15 protein-coding genes are annotated in these 17,010 nt (G+C 70.2%); 11 read left to right on the forward strand and 4 right to left on the reverse strand.

Annotation, left to right across the window (positions count from 1 at the left end; all coding sequences use genetic code 11):
- Positions 1-24: 24 nt before the first annotated feature.
- Positions 25-1,767 carry an ABC transporter ATP-binding protein gene (locus ABZS71_RS22880; RefSeq protein WP_356212963.1) on the forward strand — a complete coding sequence of 581 codons (1,743 nt, stop codon included), beginning with the start codon at positions 25-27 and terminating at the stop codon, positions 1,765-1,767.
- A 52-nt stretch (positions 1,768-1,819) separates the two neighbouring features.
- Complete coding sequence (locus ABZS71_RS22885; RefSeq protein ID WP_356212966.1) at positions 1,820-3,775, forward strand: ABC transporter ATP-binding protein; 1,956 nt, start codon at positions 1,820-1,822, stop codon at positions 3,773-3,775.
- Between the two features lie 150 nt (positions 3,776-3,925).
- Here ABZS71_RS22885 and ABZS71_RS22890 read toward each other — a convergent pair whose 3' ends face one another.
- Positions 3,926-4,816, reverse strand: a complete 891-nt coding sequence (locus ABZS71_RS22890) for an alpha/beta fold hydrolase (RefSeq protein ID WP_356212969.1) — start codon at positions 4,814-4,816, stop codon at positions 3,926-3,928.
- 257 nt (positions 4,817-5,073) lie between these two features.
- Between ABZS71_RS22890 and ABZS71_RS22895 the strand changes: the two genes are divergently transcribed.
- The 5 genes from ABZS71_RS22895 to ABZS71_RS22915 all read left to right on the forward strand — a co-directional run bounded on the left by ABZS71_RS22895 (position 5,074) and on the right by ABZS71_RS22915 (position 10,767).
- Positions 5,074-5,883 carry a response regulator transcription factor gene (locus ABZS71_RS22895; RefSeq protein ID WP_356212972.1) on the forward strand — a complete coding sequence of 270 codons (810 nt, stop codon included), beginning with the start codon at positions 5,074-5,076 and terminating at the stop codon, positions 5,881-5,883.
- A 24-nt stretch (positions 5,884-5,907) separates the two neighbouring features.
- Positions 5,908-6,927, forward strand: a complete 1,020-nt coding sequence (locus tag ABZS71_RS22900) for a LacI family DNA-binding transcriptional regulator (protein WP_355849314.1) — start codon at positions 5,908-5,910, stop codon at positions 6,925-6,927.
- 538 nt (positions 6,928-7,465) lie between these two features.
- Positions 7,466-8,611, forward strand: coding sequence for a trypsin-like peptidase domain-containing protein (locus ABZS71_RS22905; protein WP_356212975.1), 1,146 nt, complete (start codon positions 7,466-7,468; stop codon positions 8,609-8,611).
- A 12-nt stretch (positions 8,612-8,623) separates the two neighbouring features.
- Positions 8,624-9,364, forward strand: a complete 741-nt coding sequence (locus tag ABZS71_RS22910) for a response regulator transcription factor (RefSeq protein ID WP_355849320.1) — start codon at positions 8,624-8,626, stop codon at positions 9,362-9,364.
- Positions 9,361-10,767, forward strand: coding sequence for a HAMP domain-containing sensor histidine kinase (locus tag ABZS71_RS22915; RefSeq protein ID WP_356212978.1), 1,407 nt, complete (start codon positions 9,361-9,363; stop codon positions 10,765-10,767). Before ABZS71_RS22910 ends, ABZS71_RS22915 begins: the two co-directional genes overlap by 4 nt.
- 84 nt (positions 10,768-10,851) lie before the next feature.
- Here the strand turns inward: ABZS71_RS22915 and ABZS71_RS22920 are convergent, their stop codons facing one another.
- The gene (locus ABZS71_RS22920; RefSeq protein WP_356212980.1) at positions 10,852-12,147 is read right to left on the reverse strand and encodes a DUF2993 domain-containing protein; all 1,296 of its coding nucleotides are present in this window, start codon (positions 12,145-12,147) and stop codon (positions 10,852-10,854) included.
- Positions 12,148-12,224: 77 nt separating this feature from the next.
- Entirely contained in the window at positions 12,225-12,485 is a 261-nt protein-coding gene (locus ABZS71_RS22925) for an RNA-binding protein (protein ID WP_355849329.1), read from the reverse strand.
- Between the two features lie 772 nt (positions 12,486-13,257).
- On the opposite strand from ABZS71_RS22925, the gene ABZS71_RS22930 reads away from it, so the two are divergent.
- The 3 genes from ABZS71_RS22930 (at position 13,258) to ABZS71_RS22940 (ending at position 14,657) form a co-directional block, all read left to right on the forward strand.
- Positions 13,258-13,425 carry a hypothetical protein gene (locus ABZS71_RS22930; RefSeq protein WP_356212983.1) on the forward strand — a complete coding sequence of 56 codons (168 nt, stop codon included), beginning with the start codon at positions 13,258-13,260 and terminating at the stop codon, positions 13,423-13,425.
- A complete protein-coding gene (locus ABZS71_RS22935) occupies positions 13,422-13,631 on the forward strand; it encodes a hypothetical protein (RefSeq protein WP_356212985.1) in 210 nt (69 codons plus the stop codon). The genes ABZS71_RS22930 and ABZS71_RS22935 overlap by 4 nt, the downstream gene beginning before the upstream one ends.
- Positions 13,632-13,949: 318 nt before the next feature.
- On the forward strand, positions 13,950-14,657 hold the full coding sequence (locus tag ABZS71_RS22940; protein WP_356212988.1) for a M23 family metallopeptidase: 708 nt from the start codon (positions 13,950-13,952) through the stop codon (positions 14,655-14,657).
- 1 nt (position 14,658) lies between these two features.
- On the opposite strand, the gene ABZS71_RS22945 is transcribed toward ABZS71_RS22940, so the two are convergent.
- Complete coding sequence (locus ABZS71_RS22945) at positions 14,659-15,240, reverse strand: helix-turn-helix domain-containing protein (protein ID WP_356212990.1); 582 nt, start codon at positions 15,238-15,240, stop codon at positions 14,659-14,661.
- Positions 15,241-15,402: 162 nt separating this feature from the next.
- Here ABZS71_RS22945 and ABZS71_RS22950 point away from each other — a divergent pair, with 162 nt between their 5' ends.
- Entirely contained in the window at positions 15,403-17,010 is a 1,608-nt protein-coding gene (locus ABZS71_RS22950) for an MDR family MFS transporter (RefSeq protein ID WP_356212992.1), read from the forward strand.

Raw genomic sequence — 17,010 nt, forward strand, 5'->3', positions numbered from 1 at the left:
CAGGCGTTCCCTTACTGTTTCGGTGTGCTGGTCCGACTCATACGGGCGTATCTGAGGCCCTATACCCGAACGATCACCTTGATCGTGCTACTGCAGCTGGTGCAGACACTGGCCACGCTCTATCTTCCCGCGCTCAACGCCGACATCATCGACAACGGTGTCATCAAAGGTGACACCGGCTACATCCTGCGCATCGGCGGTCTGATGATCGCCGTCACGCTCGTTCAGATCGTGTGCGCCGGCGGCGCCGTCTACTTCGGAGCCCGCACCGCCATGGCGCTCGGCCGCGATGTGCGCGCGGCGGTCTTCGACCGGGTGCAGTCCTTCTCCTCCCGCGAGATGGGCCACTTCGGGGCGCCGTCGCTGATCACCCGCACCACCAACGATGTGCAGCAGGTGCAGATGCTCTGCCTGATGGCCTTCACCATGATGGTCTCGGCGCCGATCATGTGCGTCGGCGGCGTCATCATGGCGCTCGACCAGGACGTCCCGCTGTCGGGGCTGCTCCTGCTCATCGTGCCGACCCTGGGCATCATCGTCACGCTCATCGTCCGCCGGATGCGGCCGCTGTTCCGCGGTGTCCAGGAGCGCATCGACACCGTCAACCGCGTGCTGCGCGAGCAGATCACCGGCATCCGGGTCATCCGCGCCTTCGTGCGCGACACCCATGAGCGCGACCGCTTCACCGGCGCCAACGCCGCGCTGATGGACGTCTCGCTGCGCGCCGGGCGGCTGATGTCGCTCATGTTCCCCGCCGTGATGCTGGTGGTGAACCTCTCCAGCGTCGCCGTCGTCTGGTTCGGCGGGCACCGTATCGACAGCGGCGGTATGCAGATCGGCGCGCTGACCGCGTTCCTCAGCTATCTGATGCAGATTCTGATGTCCGTGATGATGGCCACCTTCATGTTCATGATGGTGCCGCGGGCCGAGGTGTGCGCCGAGCGGATCCAGGAGGTGCTGGAGACCGAGACCAGCGTCGTACCGCCGCTCGTGCCCGTCTCCGCCGAACCCACCGGCAGCGGCCGCGGTCTGCTGGAGCTGCGGGGCGTGGAGTTCCGCTACCCGGGTGCCGAGGAGCCCGTGCTGCGCGATATCTCGCTGATCGCCCGGCCCGGCCGGACCACCGCCGTCATCGGCTCGACCGGCAGCGGCAAGTCCACCCTCATCGGGCTGGTGCCGCGGCTGTTCGACGCGACCGACGGCAGCGTCCACATCGACGGGGTGGACGTACGCGACCTCGACCCGGAGGTCATGTCCCAGACCATCGGGCTGGTACCGCAGAAGCCGTATCTCTTCTCCGGCACCGTCGCCTCGAACCTGCGGTACGGAAAGCCGGACGCCACCGACGAGGAGCTGTGGCGGGCCCTGGAGACCGCCCAGGCCCGGGACTTCGTGGAGTCCATGGAGGGCGGGCTGGAGGCCCCCATCGCCCAGGGCGGCTCCAATGTCTCCGGCGGTCAGCGGCAGCGGCTCGCGATCGCCCGCGCCCTGGTGCGCAGGCCGTCCGTCTATCTCTTCGACGACTCCTTCTCCGCGCTCGACTACGCCACCGACGCCCGGCTGCGGGCGGCGCTCGCGGAGGAGACGGAGAACGCGACCGTCGTCATCGTCGCCCAGCGGGTGTCCACCATCCGGGGCGCCGACCGGATCGTGGTCCTCGACGCGGGGCGCGTCGTCGGCGCCGGCACCCACACCGAGCTGATGACCGCCAACCAGACCTACCGAGAGATCGTGCTCTCCCAGCTCACCGAGCAGGAGGCCGCGTGAGTGGCATAGCCGACGTGCCCACCGGACCGCACGAGCGAGAGAAGGGCAGAGCATGAGTACCCCGGCGCCCCGCAGGGGCCCGGCGCCCGCCGCCGGGCCCGCCCGTTTCATGGGCGGCCAGCCGACCGAGCGGTCCATGGACTTCCGCGGCTCCGGCCGACGGCTGCTGGCCATGCTGCGCCCCGAGCGCGGTATCGCGCTGGCGGTGCTGGCCCTGTGCACGGTCAGCGTCGCGCTGTCGGTGGTGGGTCCGAAGATCCTCGGCCACGCCACCGACCTGATCTTCGCGGGCATCATCGGGCGGCGGCTGCCCGAGGGCGTCAGCAAGGCGCAGGCCGTCGAGGGGCTGCGCCGGAGGGGTCAGGACACGGTCGCCGACATGGTCGCGTCCATGGACGTCCGGCCCGGTCAGGGCATCGACTTCGACGCGATCGGCACCGTACTGCTGTGGGTGGCGGCCATCTACCTCGCCGCCTCGCTCCTGGGCTTCATTCAGGCGCGTGTGGCCACGGTCGTCGTCCAGCGCGCCGTCTTCCGGCTGCGGGAGGACGTCGAGCACAAGCTGGCGCGGCTGCCGCTGTCGTACTTCGACAAGCAGCCGCGCGGCGAGGTGCTGTCGCGGGCGACCAACGACATCGACAACATCCAGCAGACCATGCAGCAGACGCTCAGTCAGATCATGGCCTCGCTGCTGACCATCGTGGGCGTGCTGGCGATGATGTTCTGGATCTCACCGCTGCTGGCGCTGGTGGCACTGATCACCGTCCCGGTCTCGGTGGTCGTCGCGACGCGGATCGGCAAGCGCGCCCAGCCGCAGTTCGTCAGCCAGTGGAAGACCACGGGCCGACTCAACGCTCATATCGAGGAGATGTACACCGGCCACTCGCTGGTGAAGGTCTTCGGGCGGGAGAAGGAGTCGGCGGAGCTCTTCCGGGAGCAGAACGACAAGCTGTACGAGGCGGGCTTCAAGGCCCAGTTCATCTCGGGGCTGATCCAGCCCGCGATGATGTTCATCGGGAACATCAACTATGTGCTGGTGGCCGTCGTCGGCGGGCTGCGGGTGGCGAGCGGGGCGCTGTCGATCGGCGACGTGCAGGCGTTCGTCCAGTACTCCCGGCAGTTCAGCCAGCCGCTCACCCAGGTGGCCTCCATGGCCAACATGGTGCAGTCCGGCGTCGCCTCGGCCGAACGGGTCTTCGAGCTGCTGGACGCGCCGGAGCAGACCCCGGACGCGGCCGAGCCGCGGCGGCCGGAAGCCGTGCTGGGGCAGGTCGCGTTCGAGGACGTCTCCTTCCGCTACCAGCCGGACAAGCCGCTCATCGACGGGCTGTCGCTTTCGGTGCGGCCGGGCCAGACCGTGGCCATCGTCGGCCCGACCGGGGCCGGAAAGACCACCCTGGTCAATCTGCTGATGCGGTTCTACGAGGTCAGCGGCGGGCGGATCCTCCTGGACGGGGTGGACGTCGCCACCATGTCGCGGGAGGAGCTGCGCTCCCACATCGGGATGGTGCTGCAGGACACCTGGCTGTTCGGCGGGACGATCGCCGAGAACATCGCGTACGGCTCGGAGGGGGCCACCCATGACAAGATCGTGCGGGCGGCGAAGGCCACGTATGCGGACCGCTTCGTACGGACCCTGCCGGACGGCTACGACACGGTGATCGACGAAGAGGGCTCCAACGTCAGCGTCGGCGAGAAGCAGCTGATCACGATCGCCCGCGCGTTTCTCTCGGAGCCGTCGATCCTGGTGCTGGACGAGGCCACGAGCTCGGTCGACACCCGCACCGAGGTCCTCATCCAGCAGGCGATGGCCTCGCTGCGGACGGGCCGCACCAGCTTCGTCATCGCGCACCGGCTGTCCACCATCCGCGACGCCGACGTCATCCTGGTGATGGAGTCGGGCCGGATCGTGGAACAGGGCTCCCACGACGCGCTGCTGGCGGCCGAGGGCGCGTATGCCCGGCTGTACGCGGCCCAGTTCGCCGAGCCGGTGGCGGAGGCGGAGTAGGCGGCGTGCCCGTCCCTGGGCTTCGGGGGCGCGCCGTCGGGGGCTTTCCCGCTCCCCCTGTCCCGGCTTTGTCCTCACTCGCCGGACGGGCTGGAAATCCAGCCCGTCCGGCGAACCGGGGTCCGGGGTGGAGCCGCGGGGCTGTCCCGCTCAGGCGTGGGCCGCGGCCCACTCGGCGATGCGGGTCAGCAGGGCGGGCGACGCGGCCGTCTCCGCGTGGCCGTAGCCCGGTTCGATCCACAGCTCTGTGGACGACGGATCCGCCGCCGACGCCAGCATCCGGGGGTGGTCCAGCGGGAAGTACCCGTCCCGGTCGCCGTGCACGATCAGCAGCGGCGTCGGCGCGATCAGCGGCACCGCCGCCACCGGAGACAGTGGCTCCGGGTCCCAGCCGGCCCCGTCGATCCGGGTGCGCAGCCCGTAGCGGGAGACCAGACGGCCCGCCGGCCGGGTGATCGCCCAGTGCACCCGCCGCATCGGCGCGGTGCCCCGGTAGTACCAACGGGCGGGCGCACTCACCGCGACGACTGCATCGGCGTGCGCCTCCATGCGCCATGTGCGCCCCTTGCGCTCCCCCTTCTGCAGGCAATGCACCGGCTGGTTCTCACCGTGCGGTCCGTACAGCGCCGCCTGCCGGAGCACCACCGAGCCGCCCATCGAGAAGCCGACCGTGGCGACCCGGCGATGGCCGAGCCGGCGCGCCCAGCGCACCGCCGCCGCCAGGTCCAGGACCTCGCGGTCGCCGACCGTGGACCGCCCGCCGGACCGGCCGTGGCCCCGGAAGGAGAAGGTGATCACGGCCGTACGCTCGCCGAACGCCGAGGCCACCCGGCGCAGCGGCGGGCGCTCCAGGGCGCCGGTGAACCCGTGCGCGACCACGATCGCGAGCTCGTCCGGCGGTTCGGCGCCGGCTACGGGGGAAGGCTCGTACCGAGCCTCGATCGGGACGCCGTCGTCGGTGAGCAACGTGGCTCTCCGGTCGCGTGTAGTGATCAAGGGGAGGTAACGAGGAGTAGATTCAGCCTCTCCACCGGGTGTCATGTGGGTTATTCTGCTGTGAAGAGGATCCGGGCAACGTCGCCCCCGGGTCCTTTTGTGCTTTCAGGGGCACAGTGCGCGCATGAGCACGCACTCGCTCCAGCGGCGCGGAAGGCCACCGTACGAAGAAGTAGCCGCAGACTCCCCCAGGCTCAGCCTGGGAGGTTGCCCCCTCTCGCAAGGGACCGAGGAGGAACCGAGGTAATGGGCGAGCGAAGCGTGCACAACATCAAGATCATGGCCGGGGCGGGTGATGGACGATGAGTTCCCTCCTGCTGCTGACCAACGCACTCCAGCCCTCGACGGAGGTGCTCCCCGCCCTCGGCCTGCTGCTCCACCATGTGCGGGTCGCCCCGGCGGAGGGCCCGGCCCTGGTGGACACCCCTGGCGCCGACGTCATCCTGATCGACGGCCGCCGCGACCTGCCGCAGGTGCGCAGCCTGTGCCAGCTGCTGCGGTCGACCGGCCCCGGCTGTCCGCTGGTCCTGGTGGTGACCGAGGGCGGGCTCGCCGCCGTCACCGCCGACTGGGGCATCGACGACGTCCTGCTGGACACCGCGGGCCCGGCCGAGGTCGAGGCCCGGCTGCGGCTGGCCATGGGCCGCCAGCAGATCACCACCGACGACAGCCCGATGGAGATCCGCAACGGTGATCTGTCGGTCGACGAGGCCACGTACAGCGCGAAGCTCAAGGGCCGTGTGCTCGATCTCACATTCAAGGAGTTCGAGCTGCTGAAGTACCTCGCCCAGCACCCCGGCCGGGTCTTCACCCGGGCGCAGCTGTTGCAGGAGGTCTGGGGCTACGACTACTTCGGCGGCACCCGCACGGTCGATGTGCATGTCCGGCGGCTGCGCGCCAAGCTCGGCCCGGAGCATGAATCCCTGATCGGAACCGTGCGTAACGTGGGATACCGCTTTGTGACGCCGGAGAAGGTCGAGCGCGCCGCGGAAGAGGCCAGGGCCAAGGCGACCGCGCGGGACGCGGACGGCGCGCCCGGTGGCTCCCGCGCACGCGAGGACGGTGCGCGGCCCGCGCCGAACGTGGGTGCGGCACGACCGGCCAATAGCTAGCTGGACCCGCGTAGACTGCTGCGCGTGGCCAAGGTGACGCGGGATGATGTGGCAAGACTGGCGGGTACCTCGACCGCCGTCGTCAGCTATGTCATCAATAACGGACCAAGGCCGGTTGCCCCGGCCACGCGCGAGCGGGTACTTGCCGCGATCAAGGAGCTCGGCTACCGGCCGGACCGGGTCGCGCAGGCGATGGCGAGCCGCCGGACGGACCTGATAGGGCTGATCGTCCCGGACGCCCGCCAGCCGTTCTTCGCGGAGATGGCGCACGCCGTCGAGCAGGCGGCCGCCGAGCGCGGCAAGATGGTGCTGGTCGGCAACTCCGACTATCTCGACGAGCGCGAAGTGCACTATCTGCGCGCCTTCTTGGGGATGCGGGTCTCCGGGCTGATCCTCATCAGCCAGGGCCCGAGTGAGAACGCCGCGGCCGAGATCGAGGCGTGGGACGCACGGGTCGTGCTGCTGCACGAGCGGCCCGAGGCGATCGACGACGTGGCGGTGGTGCTGGACGACGTCGGCGGCGCGCAACTGGCGGTGCGGCATCTGCTGGAGCACGGCCACAGTTACGTCGCCTGCCTCGGCGGCACCGAGATAACCCCGACCGTCGGCGACCCGGTGACCGATCATGTCGAGGGCTGGCGCCGGGCGATGCGGGAGGCCGGGCGGTCCACCGAGGGACGGCTCTTCCAGGCCCCGTACAACCGGTACGACGCCTATCAGGTCGCGCTCGGCCTGCTCGCCGGGCCCGACCGGCCCCCGGCCATCTTCTGCGCCACGGACGACCAGGCGTTCGGGGTGCTGCGGGCGGCGCGCGAGCTGCGGATCGAGGTGCCGGGGGAGTTGGCGGTCGCGGGCTTCGACGATGTGAAGGAAGCCGGGCTCACCGACCCGCCGCTGACCACGGTCGGCTCCGACCGCCCCGCGATGGCGCGGGCGGCGGTCGATCTGGTGCTGGACGACGGCGTACGGCTCGGCTCGCGCCGTGAGCGCGTCAAGCAGTTCCCGTCGGCGCTGGTCGTACGGCGCTCCTGCGGCTGCGCGTAGCGCTGTGCCGCGGGGTCGGGGCCCTGGGGCCCCGACCGGCCCCTCTGCCTCGCGACGGCCCTTGGCGCGCGGCCGTCGGCCGCCGGACCGTCGACGGTTCCCCCGCCCCCGGCTCTGCGACGGGGCCACGCCCTGTGGCGAATGCCAGGTCTCGCGGGCGGAGCCTCTGCCGTGCGGCGGAGCCCACGTCTTGTGGTGGCACCCGCGCCGTGCGGGGCGGCGGAGCCGATGTCTTGCGGGTGGCATCCGCGTTGTGCGGGGTGGAGCGCTTGCGCTGCGGGGCGGAGCCTCCTGCCCTGTCGGGCGGAGCCCAGGTCTTGCGGTGGCACCCGTGCTCTGCCGGGTGGAGCCTCCTGCCCTGTCGGGCGGAGCCCAGGTCTTGTGGTGGCATCCGCGCCCTGCCGGGCGGAGCCCCTGCCGTGCGGTGGAGTCGCGCATCGAGGGGAGCCGCAGGCCTTATCTCGGGCATACCGAACTCTGGCGGGCTTCTCAGCAGACCCTCAGCCGGCTCTCATACTTCCGCAGCACAGTCATATCCATGACGGACAGCACACGCCGTAGCGGCGAAGACGAGCCCTATCCCTCTGCGTACGGTGGCGCGGCGGGCTATCCCGCTCCGCCCACGCGCGGGCCCCAGCAGCCGGTCACCACCCCGTCCGGGGTCACCGTGTGGCCGGGCGGCGGCGGGCAGACCGCCGCCTTCGCGACCGTGCCGCGGCCCGCGGCCGGCGGTGGCCGCCGCCGGCCGCGGGCCTCCCGGTCGATCGGGCTGATCGCGGCCGTGGCGGCGGTCTTGGCGCTCGTCGGCGGCGGTGCGGCGGCGCTGGTCACCCATGCCACGGAGAAGTCGGGCACCGCGATCTCCACCCCCGTGGTCAACGCCAACTCCACCAGCTCCAGCGGGGTCTCCGCGGTCGCGGCGGCCGTCAGCCCGAGCATTGTGGAGATCAGCGCCACCGGCTCCAGCGGTGAGTCCACCGGCTCCGGTGTGATCATCACGAGCGGCGGCGAGATCATCACCAATAACCATGTGGTCTCCGGCGCCGACTCGATCAAGGTGACCTTCAGCGACGGCAGCAAGAAGACCGCGACGGTCGTCGGCACCGATAGCAAGAAGGACCTCGCCCTGGTGAAGGTGGAGGGCGCCGGCGGGCTGAAGGCCGCCACCCTCGGTGACTCCAGCCAGGTCAAAGTGGGCGATCAGGTCGTGGCCATCGGCTCGCCCGAGGGGCTGACCGGCACGGTCACCAGCGGTATCGTCTCCGCGCTGGACCGCGATGTCACCGTCTCCACTGACGAGAGCCAGGGACAGGGCCAAGGCCGGGGCCAGGGGCGGGGCGGCGGTCAGTGGCCGTTCGAGTTCGGCGGCGGCCAGTACAACGGCGACGTCGGCTCCTCGAAGACCACGTACAAGGCCATCCAGACCGATGCCTCGCTCAACCCTGGGAACTCCGGCGGCGCGCTCATCAATATGCGGGGCCAGATCATCGGTATCAACTCCGCCATGTACTCCTCGGCTTCGGGCCAGAGCTCCAGCAGCGCGGGCAGTATCGGCCTCGGCTTCTCGATCCCCATCGACACCGTCAAGTCCGACCTCGGCACGCTGCGCAACGGCGGCGGCGACCCCGGCGGTGCCGGCGTGCGAGGCTGGCAGCAGCGTCCCGCCCGCCCCCATCACCTGTGAGGGAACCGATCCATGAGCCCCGCCGACCACGGCGATCAGCCCGCCCGCATCCTGATCGTCGACGATGAGCCGGACGTGCGCGAGGCCCTCCGGCGCAGCCTCGTCTTCGAGGGGTACGCGACCGAGACCGCCGTCGACGGTCTGGACGCGCTGGAGAAGGTCGGCGTCTACGGCCCCGAGCTGATCGTGCTCGATGTGCTGATGCCGCGGATGGACGGACTGACCGCCGCCCGGCGGCTGCGTGCCACCGGAGTGACCGTGCCCGTGCTGATGCTCACCGCACGGGACACGATCGGCGACCGGGTCACCGGGCTCGACGCGGGCGCGGACGACTATCTCGTCAAACCCTTCGAACTGGAGGAGCTGCTGGCCCGCATCCGCGCCCTGCTGCGCCGCAGCTCGTACGCGGCGGGCGTCGGCGGGCCGGTCGCCGAGGGCGAGGTGATGACCTTCGGCGATCTGCGGATGGACCTGGCGACCCGTGAGGTGACCCGGGGAGCGCGCCGCGTCGAGCTGACCCGCACCGAGTTCACCCTGCTGGAGATGTTCCTCGCGCATCCGCGCCAGGTGCTCACCCGCGAGCAGATCCTCAAGGCGGTGTGGGGCTTCGACTTCGAGCCGTCGTCCAACTCGCTGGATGTGTATGTGATGTATCTGCGCCGTAAGACGGAGGCGGGCGGCGAGCCGCGCCTCGTGCACACCGTGCGCGGGGTGGGGTACGTCCTGCGGCCGGCGGAGGGCGATCCCTCGTGAGAAAGCGCCGACAGGCGCTGCGCACCCGGCTGGCACTGCTGACCGCGATCGCGGTCGCGGTGGCGGTCGCGGCGTCCGCGTTCGCGTGCTGGCTGGTCACTCGTGATCAGCTGACGAGCGCGCTCGACAACAAGCTCCACGATGTCTCCGGGGTCTACTACCGCGATCTGGTCGACGCGCAGACCACATGCTCGCCCGACTCCCAGCCCGCGGGCGCCGGCTCACGGCCCGGCGCGTCCAACGTCCAGCTCGTCCTGCCGGACGGCAGCCGCTGCGTCGCGCGCGGCTCCCGCGCCGTCAAGGTGACCCCCGCCGACATCGCCGTGGCCGACGGACGGCGGAGCGACGCCACGCACGACGGCTTGGCGGTGGACGGCACCGCGATGCGCGTGTACACCTTTGTGACCGCCCCCCGGGGCGGCATTCCCCCCATGACCGTCACCGTTTCCCGCCCCCTCGACGAGGTGACCCATCCGCTCGGCACCCTCGCCCTGCTGATGCTGGTCGTCGCGGGCATCGGCGTCGTCGGCGCCGGCGCCGCGGGCCTGTGGATCGCCAGGACCGGACTCAAGCCGGTCGACGGGCTGACCGAGGCGGTCGAGCACGTGGCCCGCACCGAGGATCTGGCCGTACGCATCCCCGCCGAGGGCGACGACGAGATCGCCCGGCTCTCCCGCTCCTTCAACTCCATGACCGCCGCCCTCGCCTCCTCCCGCGACCGTCAGCAGCAGCTGATCGCGGACGCCGGGCATGAGCTGCGCACCCCGCTCACCTCGCTCCGCACCAATATCGAACTGCTCGCGCGCAGCGAGGAGACCGGACGCGCCCTGCCGCCCGCCGACCGCAAGGCGCTCATGGCCAGCGTCAAGGGGCAGATGACCGAGCTGGCCGCGCTGATCGGCGACCTTCAGGAGCTGGCCCGCCCGGACGCGCTGCCCGGCAGCGGCCCGCCGCAGGTGGTCGCCCTGCACGAGGTGGCACGGGCGGCCCTGGAACGGGCGCGGTTGCGCGGTGCGCAGCTGACCATCGACGCCTCGATCGAACCCTGGTACGTCCGGGGGGAGGCCGCGGCGCTGGAGCGGGCGCTGGTCAACCTGCTGGACAACGCGGTCAAGTTCAGCCCCCCGGGTGGTGTGATCGAGGTCGTGCTCACCAGCGGAGAGCTGACCGTACGGGACCATGGCCCCGGCATTCCGGCCGATGAGCTCCCGCATGTCTTCGAGCGGTTCTGGCGCTCCCCGTCCGCCCGCAGCCTGCCCGGCTCCGGCCTCGGCCTGTCCATCGTGGACCGTACGGTCCAGCAGTCGGGCGGTCAGGTGGGGCTCCGGCCGGCGCCGGGCGGCGGCACGGTCGCCTGGATCAGGCTCCCGGGCGTGCCCACGGAGCCGCCTGGGCTCGGCTGACCGCACCCTCCCGGCACCTCTCAGCCGCCGTACACGCCTGACTCAGCGCGCGCACGGCCTTCGGGCACCCGGAAATTCTCGCGCTCAGCGGGTCTTGCCGAAGGACAGCTCGCTGCCGGTCAGATCGGCGCGGATGCCGTCCGGCTCGACGCCGATGTTCCGCAGCTTGATGCCCTTGGCCTTCTTCGGCAGCTGGAAGGAGAGCTCCAGCTTGTCCGACAGCTCCGGCAGCTTCATTCTCGTCAGGGCGGCGGCCACCGTCGGGTCGATGCCGAGCTTCTTGGCCAGCTGAGGATGGTCGTTGGCCGCGTTGACGAGGTCGGTCCCCATCAGCGCGGGGACGAACCGCGGCGACCCGGTGATCCGGTGCACCTCCCGGTCGTCATGCCGCGCCTGACCGGCGTCCGCGGGCGGAACCCCGAGCTTCCGCGCCACCGACGGGACCGACAGCAGCGCCTGCGCCTTCTCGCTGTCGTCGCTGATCTGCCGGGCGGCCTTGCGGTGCAGAAACAGTCCGGCGTGCGGGCCCGGACCCGGTCGGTAGGTGGCGATCCCTGGGATGTCCAGCCGCATATCGGTGACGCTGGTGGAGATCCCCCGGTCTCCCTTTCGCCGGATATGCGCCGTGGCGTGCAGACCCACCTGCTGCCCGGCCACCGGGAGCTTGCCGTCCGCGCGAACCGAGCTGGGGCCGAGCGCCCTGAAGCGCACCTGGGACGCGCCCAGTTCACGGTTGAGGTCCTCGAAGGCCAGCAGCACATTCCCCTTCATCTCCGTCACGATCGCGCCGTTGAGGGAGCTGGGCAGATCGCCGTGGATCCGGATGTCGCGCGCCTGCGCGCTCACCTCGGCGAGCGAGACGCGGTCGGCCGCGACATCGGGTACGGCGACGTCGACTTCGTCCAGATGCTTGTCCAGGACCTGGGTGACGAACGGGAAACCATGGATCGTCACATTCGGCGCGGTGGCGAGCTTGAGCTTCTTCTGCAGCGTCACCTCGGCCTTCCGCTCCGCGTACATCACGGCCCAGCGGTCGCCCAGCACCAGCAGCATGGCCAGCGCCAGCAGCCCGATGAGCAGCTTCGCCGTGAGCGGCACGGCCTTGAAGCGCCCGCGTGCGCGTCCGGAGCGGCGGTGGTTGGGCGCCGACCACGGCTCGCCGTCGTGCGCGGATCCGGAGTGGGCGTCCTTGCCGCTGCGGCCGCCGAGGTCGGCGTCGTCGTCATCCGGCTTCAGCCCGAGCCCGAGGGGGTCGTCCGGGTCGTACGGATCGGCCTGCACGGCGAGCTCGTCGTACGGATTGCTGTACGGAGCGGGGTCGTTGTGGGGGGTTTGGGGGTTTGGGGGACCTGGCGTAGATATGCGGGTGGGCGATCGCATCAGCCAATCCCACCACGCCGCACCGCTCCACCCGCAAGTCCTATCGCCGATACGTGGCGAACCGCACGCTCCCGCCCTCACCTGCCCCCACGGGAGACCGCTCGCGCCTCGGTGACGGTGACGGCCCGTCCGTTCATCTCCGAGCCGTCGAGCTGGGCCATGGCCTTCTCCGCGTCCATGTCATCCATCTCGACGAACCCGAATCCCCGCGACCGCCCGCTCTCCCGGTCGGTGATCACGGTGGCGTCCAGCACCTCGCCGATCTGCCCGAACAGGGTCGCCAGGTCTTCCTTCGTCGTCTGGTAGCTCAAGTTGCCCACGTGCAGTCGTTTGGACATGACCGGCTCTCCTTGTTCTGTGTGGCGCGAACCGGGTCAATCGTCTCAGCGGGGCGCGAAGGGGGCCATTGCGTGTGGGCTAAACCGGTTAGGGGGCGTCGGTGCGTGCCGGTGGGTGCGTGCGGTGGGTGGGTGCGGTGGGTGCTGGTGGGTGCGTGTGGTGGGTGGGTGCTGGTGGGTGCGTGCGTGGGTGGGTGCTGGTGGGTGCTGGTGGGTGCGTGCGGTGGGTGGGTGCCGGTGGGTGGGTGCTGGTGGGTGCGTGCGGTGGGTGGGTGCCGGTGGGTGCGTGCGTGGGTGGGTGCGTGCGGTGGGTGGGTGCGTGTGTGGGTGGGTGCGCGGAGCGCCGTCTCGCGCCTTCGGCGCAAAGATGGAGCAGCGGGCGGGGAGGGAGCGGGGCCGGGCCGCGTCGCCGGCTGTCGGGCCGGTGGGTGCCTGAGTGGCTCTCGCTCCAGGGGTACCCCCAAAAAACGCTTGATCTGGAGCAAGCGTTTTGTCAAAGGTTTCTGGGCCAGGTACCCCGGTCCGGCGCCCACACGGACCCGCTGGACGACATCGATCCGGACCCCACTCCGCCGAGCCGCATACGGCCTTCCGCCCCACCGGCCCGCCGGACGGCGACGTCGCCCGAGCCCCGCCCCCTCCCCGCCCGATGCTTCAAGCGCCGCAGGCGCGAGACGAGAGCCGCGCCCGCCCGAGCCGCGTACCGTCCAGCGGCCCACGCCGTCCGTCAGGCCCCGACGGTCCCGTCGACACCCTCGCGTAGGAAGTCGGCATGACCGTTGTGCCCGCCGGGCGGCGAACGACGACACCCAACGGCCGGGGCCTGTTCCTGGTGACCGCCCTGTCGGACGTCTGCGGAATGACGATCGACGAGCAGTCCGAGGGCACGGGCAAAGCCATATGGTTCGAGCTCAACGTCCCACCGGGGAGAACCGCGTGAGCGCTGCCCCCGCCGAGCGGGTCGCCGGGATCCTCCGTGACGAGTTCGCCGCGCTCGGCGTGCGGCTCCCCGACATACGGGCGGATCTCCGGGACACGGAGCCCCCCAAACCGGTGATCGGCACGGTCCCCCTGGGCACCGGCTTCGCGCTGCTGCGGGTGCTCACGGACTGCCAGCGGCTGTTCGGACAGCGTGCAGCCGGGTAAGGACCTTGGTCCCGAAACGGACGTCCGAAAGTCCCCGCGAAACGCGGATCGATCTTGCGGCCGGGTGATATGCCACACACGCCGTCCGCGACCTACTACGGGAAATAGGGGATTCTGTGGCAGTGGTCTCCCAGGGCGGCTCGATCCCCCAGATATGTGCAGGCCAGAGGGGTGAGCTGGACGTCCGCGCATTCCACCGGAAAGGCCGTTGGATGCGGCTTTCGTTACGAAACCACTTAGTAGAACCGTATCTTGGCCTTATCGTGCGGACGGGATAACAAGAGGCGTCTCTATTGATGCCTCTGGAGGTACTTCCCTATGGCTCCGCGCGCCACCACCCGCCGGTATTCGCATGTGTCCGTTCGGCGGGTTCGCACCGCTGTGATCGCCGTGGGCATGGGGGCCTCGCTCGTGCTCGGCGCCGGTGCGGCGCTCGCCGCGACCCCCTCGCAGGGCAGCGCTGACACCCTGACGGTGGCGTCGGCCGGCTCGCTCGGCAGCTCGGTGAAGGCCCAGGCCGCCGCCGTACAGAAGGCGGTCGACGCCAAGAAGGCCGCCGCCGTACAGAAGGCGGTCGACGCCAAGAAGGCCGCCGACGCCAAGGCGAACGCCTGGGAGACCCCGGTCGCCAAGTACGCGATCGGCGCCGCGTTCGGCCTGGCGGGCAATCTGTGGTCGCACAACCACAGTGGTCAGGACTTCGTCGTGCCGTCCGGCACCCCGGTGCGCGCGGCGCACAGCGGTGTCGTCGTCAAGGCGGGCCCGGGCGGCGCCGGTGACGGTCCCGCGTACGGCAACGCGATCGTGATCCAGCACGACAACCAGACGTACTCGCAGTACGCGCATCTGTCGCAGATCAACGTCCGGATCGGGCAGTCCGTGACCACGGGTCAGGAGATCGGTCTGTCCGGCAGCACCGGCAACTCGACCGGGCCACATCTGCACTTCGAGATCCGTACGACCCCGAACTACGGTTCCGCCGTCGAGCCGCTGAAGTTCCTGCGCGACCACGGCGTGAAGATCTGATTCAGGACTCAGCCGGCTCCGCCGCATGGGCTTGCGCCAGCAAGTCGAGGGCGACCTCCAGGACAGCCTCGCGCTTCTCCTCGGGGTCGCCCTCGATCGTCTGCAGCGCGAACACCCCCGCGTGCATGCTGAAGAGAGCGGTGATGCAGCGGACCTGGTCGATCAGGGGCGCCCCCGGATCCCGGATCAGATCGGACATCGCGAACATCCGCTCCTTGAAGCTCTGGCCGATGCTCAGCTCGCGCACCGTCGCCTGGTTCTCCTGCATGAAGCGGAAGAGCGGGGCGGCGTTGTCCAGGGCCGCGCTGTAGCGGCGCACCAGCTCCAGCTTGGTCTCCAGGGTGCGGGGCTGCTTCTCGCCCCAGGCGAGAAGCTCGTCGAGCGGCTGGCCCAGATCCTGGAACAGGCTGATGACGATGTCTTCCTTGGTCTTGAAGTGGTAGTAGAGCGCCGCCTTGGTGACCTCAAGATGCTCGGCGATCTCGCGGAGCGATGTCTTCTCGTAGCCGCGCTGGGCGAAGAGTGTCAGGGCCACGTCCTGGATGCGCTGACGGGTGTCGCCCCGCCGCGGTGTGCTGCCCATTGGTGCTCTCCCGTGCTGGTGTGGCCGCCTTGGCGCGCCTTGACGAAACTTACTTGACGCCCGGCTAGTTGACGCTTACCGTCTCCACTGTACTCAACTAGCCGGGCGGCAAGTAAGTAGCGCGTCGTGGCCTCTCATCGTCACCAGGGGGAAGTGGAGATCATGTCCCAGAACCAGCCAGCAGGCGAAGCACCCTCCGCTTCGCCGCCACCCCAGGGCAAGGCCGGGCCCAAACCCCGCAGTACCGGTGTGGTGATCTTCGCGCTGATGATCGCGATGCTGCTCGCCATGCTCGACAACATGATCGTCGGCACCGCGATGCCGACGATCGTCGGTGACCTCGGCGGGCTCAATCACCTCTCCTGGGTGGTCACGGCCTACACCCTCACAACCGCCGCCTCGACCCCCATCTGGGGGAAGCTCGGCGACATGTACGGCCGTAAGGGCATCTTCCTCACCTCCATTGTGGTCTTCCTGACCGGTTCCGTGCTGTCCGGTCTGGCCCAGTCCATGGGTCAGCTGATCGGCTTCCGGGCCCTCCAGGGCCTGGGCGCGGGCGGTCTGGTGGTCGGAGTGATGGCGATCATCGGTGATCTGGTGCCGCCGCGGGACCGCGGTAAGTACCAGGGCATGATGGCCGCCGTGATGGGCGTGGCCATGATCGGCGGACCGCTGGTCGGCGGCACCCTCACCGACCACCTCGGCTGGCGCTGGATCTTCTACATCAACCTGCCGCTCGGCGTGGTCGCCCTGGCCGCCGTCACCGCGGTGCTGCACCTCCCGAAGAAGCGGACCGAGGCGCGGATCGACTACGCCGGGGCCGCGCTGCTGACCGCCGGCATCACCGCGCTGGTGCTCGTCACCACCTGGGGCGGCACCGAGTACGCCTGGGGGTCGGGCCAGATCGTCGGGCTCGCCGTCGGCGCGGTGGTCGCGCTCATCGCGTTCCTCTACGTCGAGCGGCGGGCTGCCGAACCGATACTGCCGCTGCATATCTTCCGCAGCCGCAACTTCTCGGTCATCACCCTGGTCGGCTTCCTCGTCGGCTTTGTGATGTTCGGTTCGCTGACCTTCCTGCCGCTGTACCAGCAGACCGTGCAGGGCGCCTCCGCCACCAACTCCGGCATGCTGCTGCTTCCCATGATGCTGTCGCTGATGGTCGTCTCGCTGGTCGTGGGCCGGGTCACCACCGCGACCGGCAAGTACCGGATCTTCCCGATCGTCGGCGGGGTGCTGATCACCATCGGGATGTATCTGCTGTCCACGATGGACACCGACACCAGCCGCCTCACCACCGGCTGCTACATGGCGCTGCTCGGCGCGGGCATGGGCTGCCTGATGCAGCTGACCATGCTGATCGCCCAGAACAGCGTGGAGATGAAGGACATGGGCGTCGGCAGCTCCTCCGCCACGCTCTTCCGCACCCTCGGCGGCTCCTTCGGCGTCGCGATCCTCGGGGCGCTCTTCACCAACCATGTGCAGGACACCATGGTCGAGCGGGCCGGGCCCAAGGGCAAGGAGATGACCTCCGGCGGCGCCCAGCTCGAACCGTCGCAGCTCGACAGGTTGCCGGCCGCCGTCAAGGACGCGTACGCCCACGCGGTCTCCAACGGCACGCACCAGGTCTTCCTGTGGGGCGCCGCGATCGCGGTGATCGCGTTCATCGCGTCCTTGTTCATCAAGGAGATCCCGCTGCGCGGATCCGCCCCCGCCCCCGCCGCCGAGGACGGCGCCCCGGCCGACCGGGCCCCGGTGGCCGAGACGGTCTGA

The sequence above is a fragment of the Streptomyces sp. NPDC005393 genome (assembly GCF_040606675.1).
GTDB lineage: Bacteria > Actinomycetota > Actinomycetes > Streptomycetales > Streptomycetaceae > Streptomyces.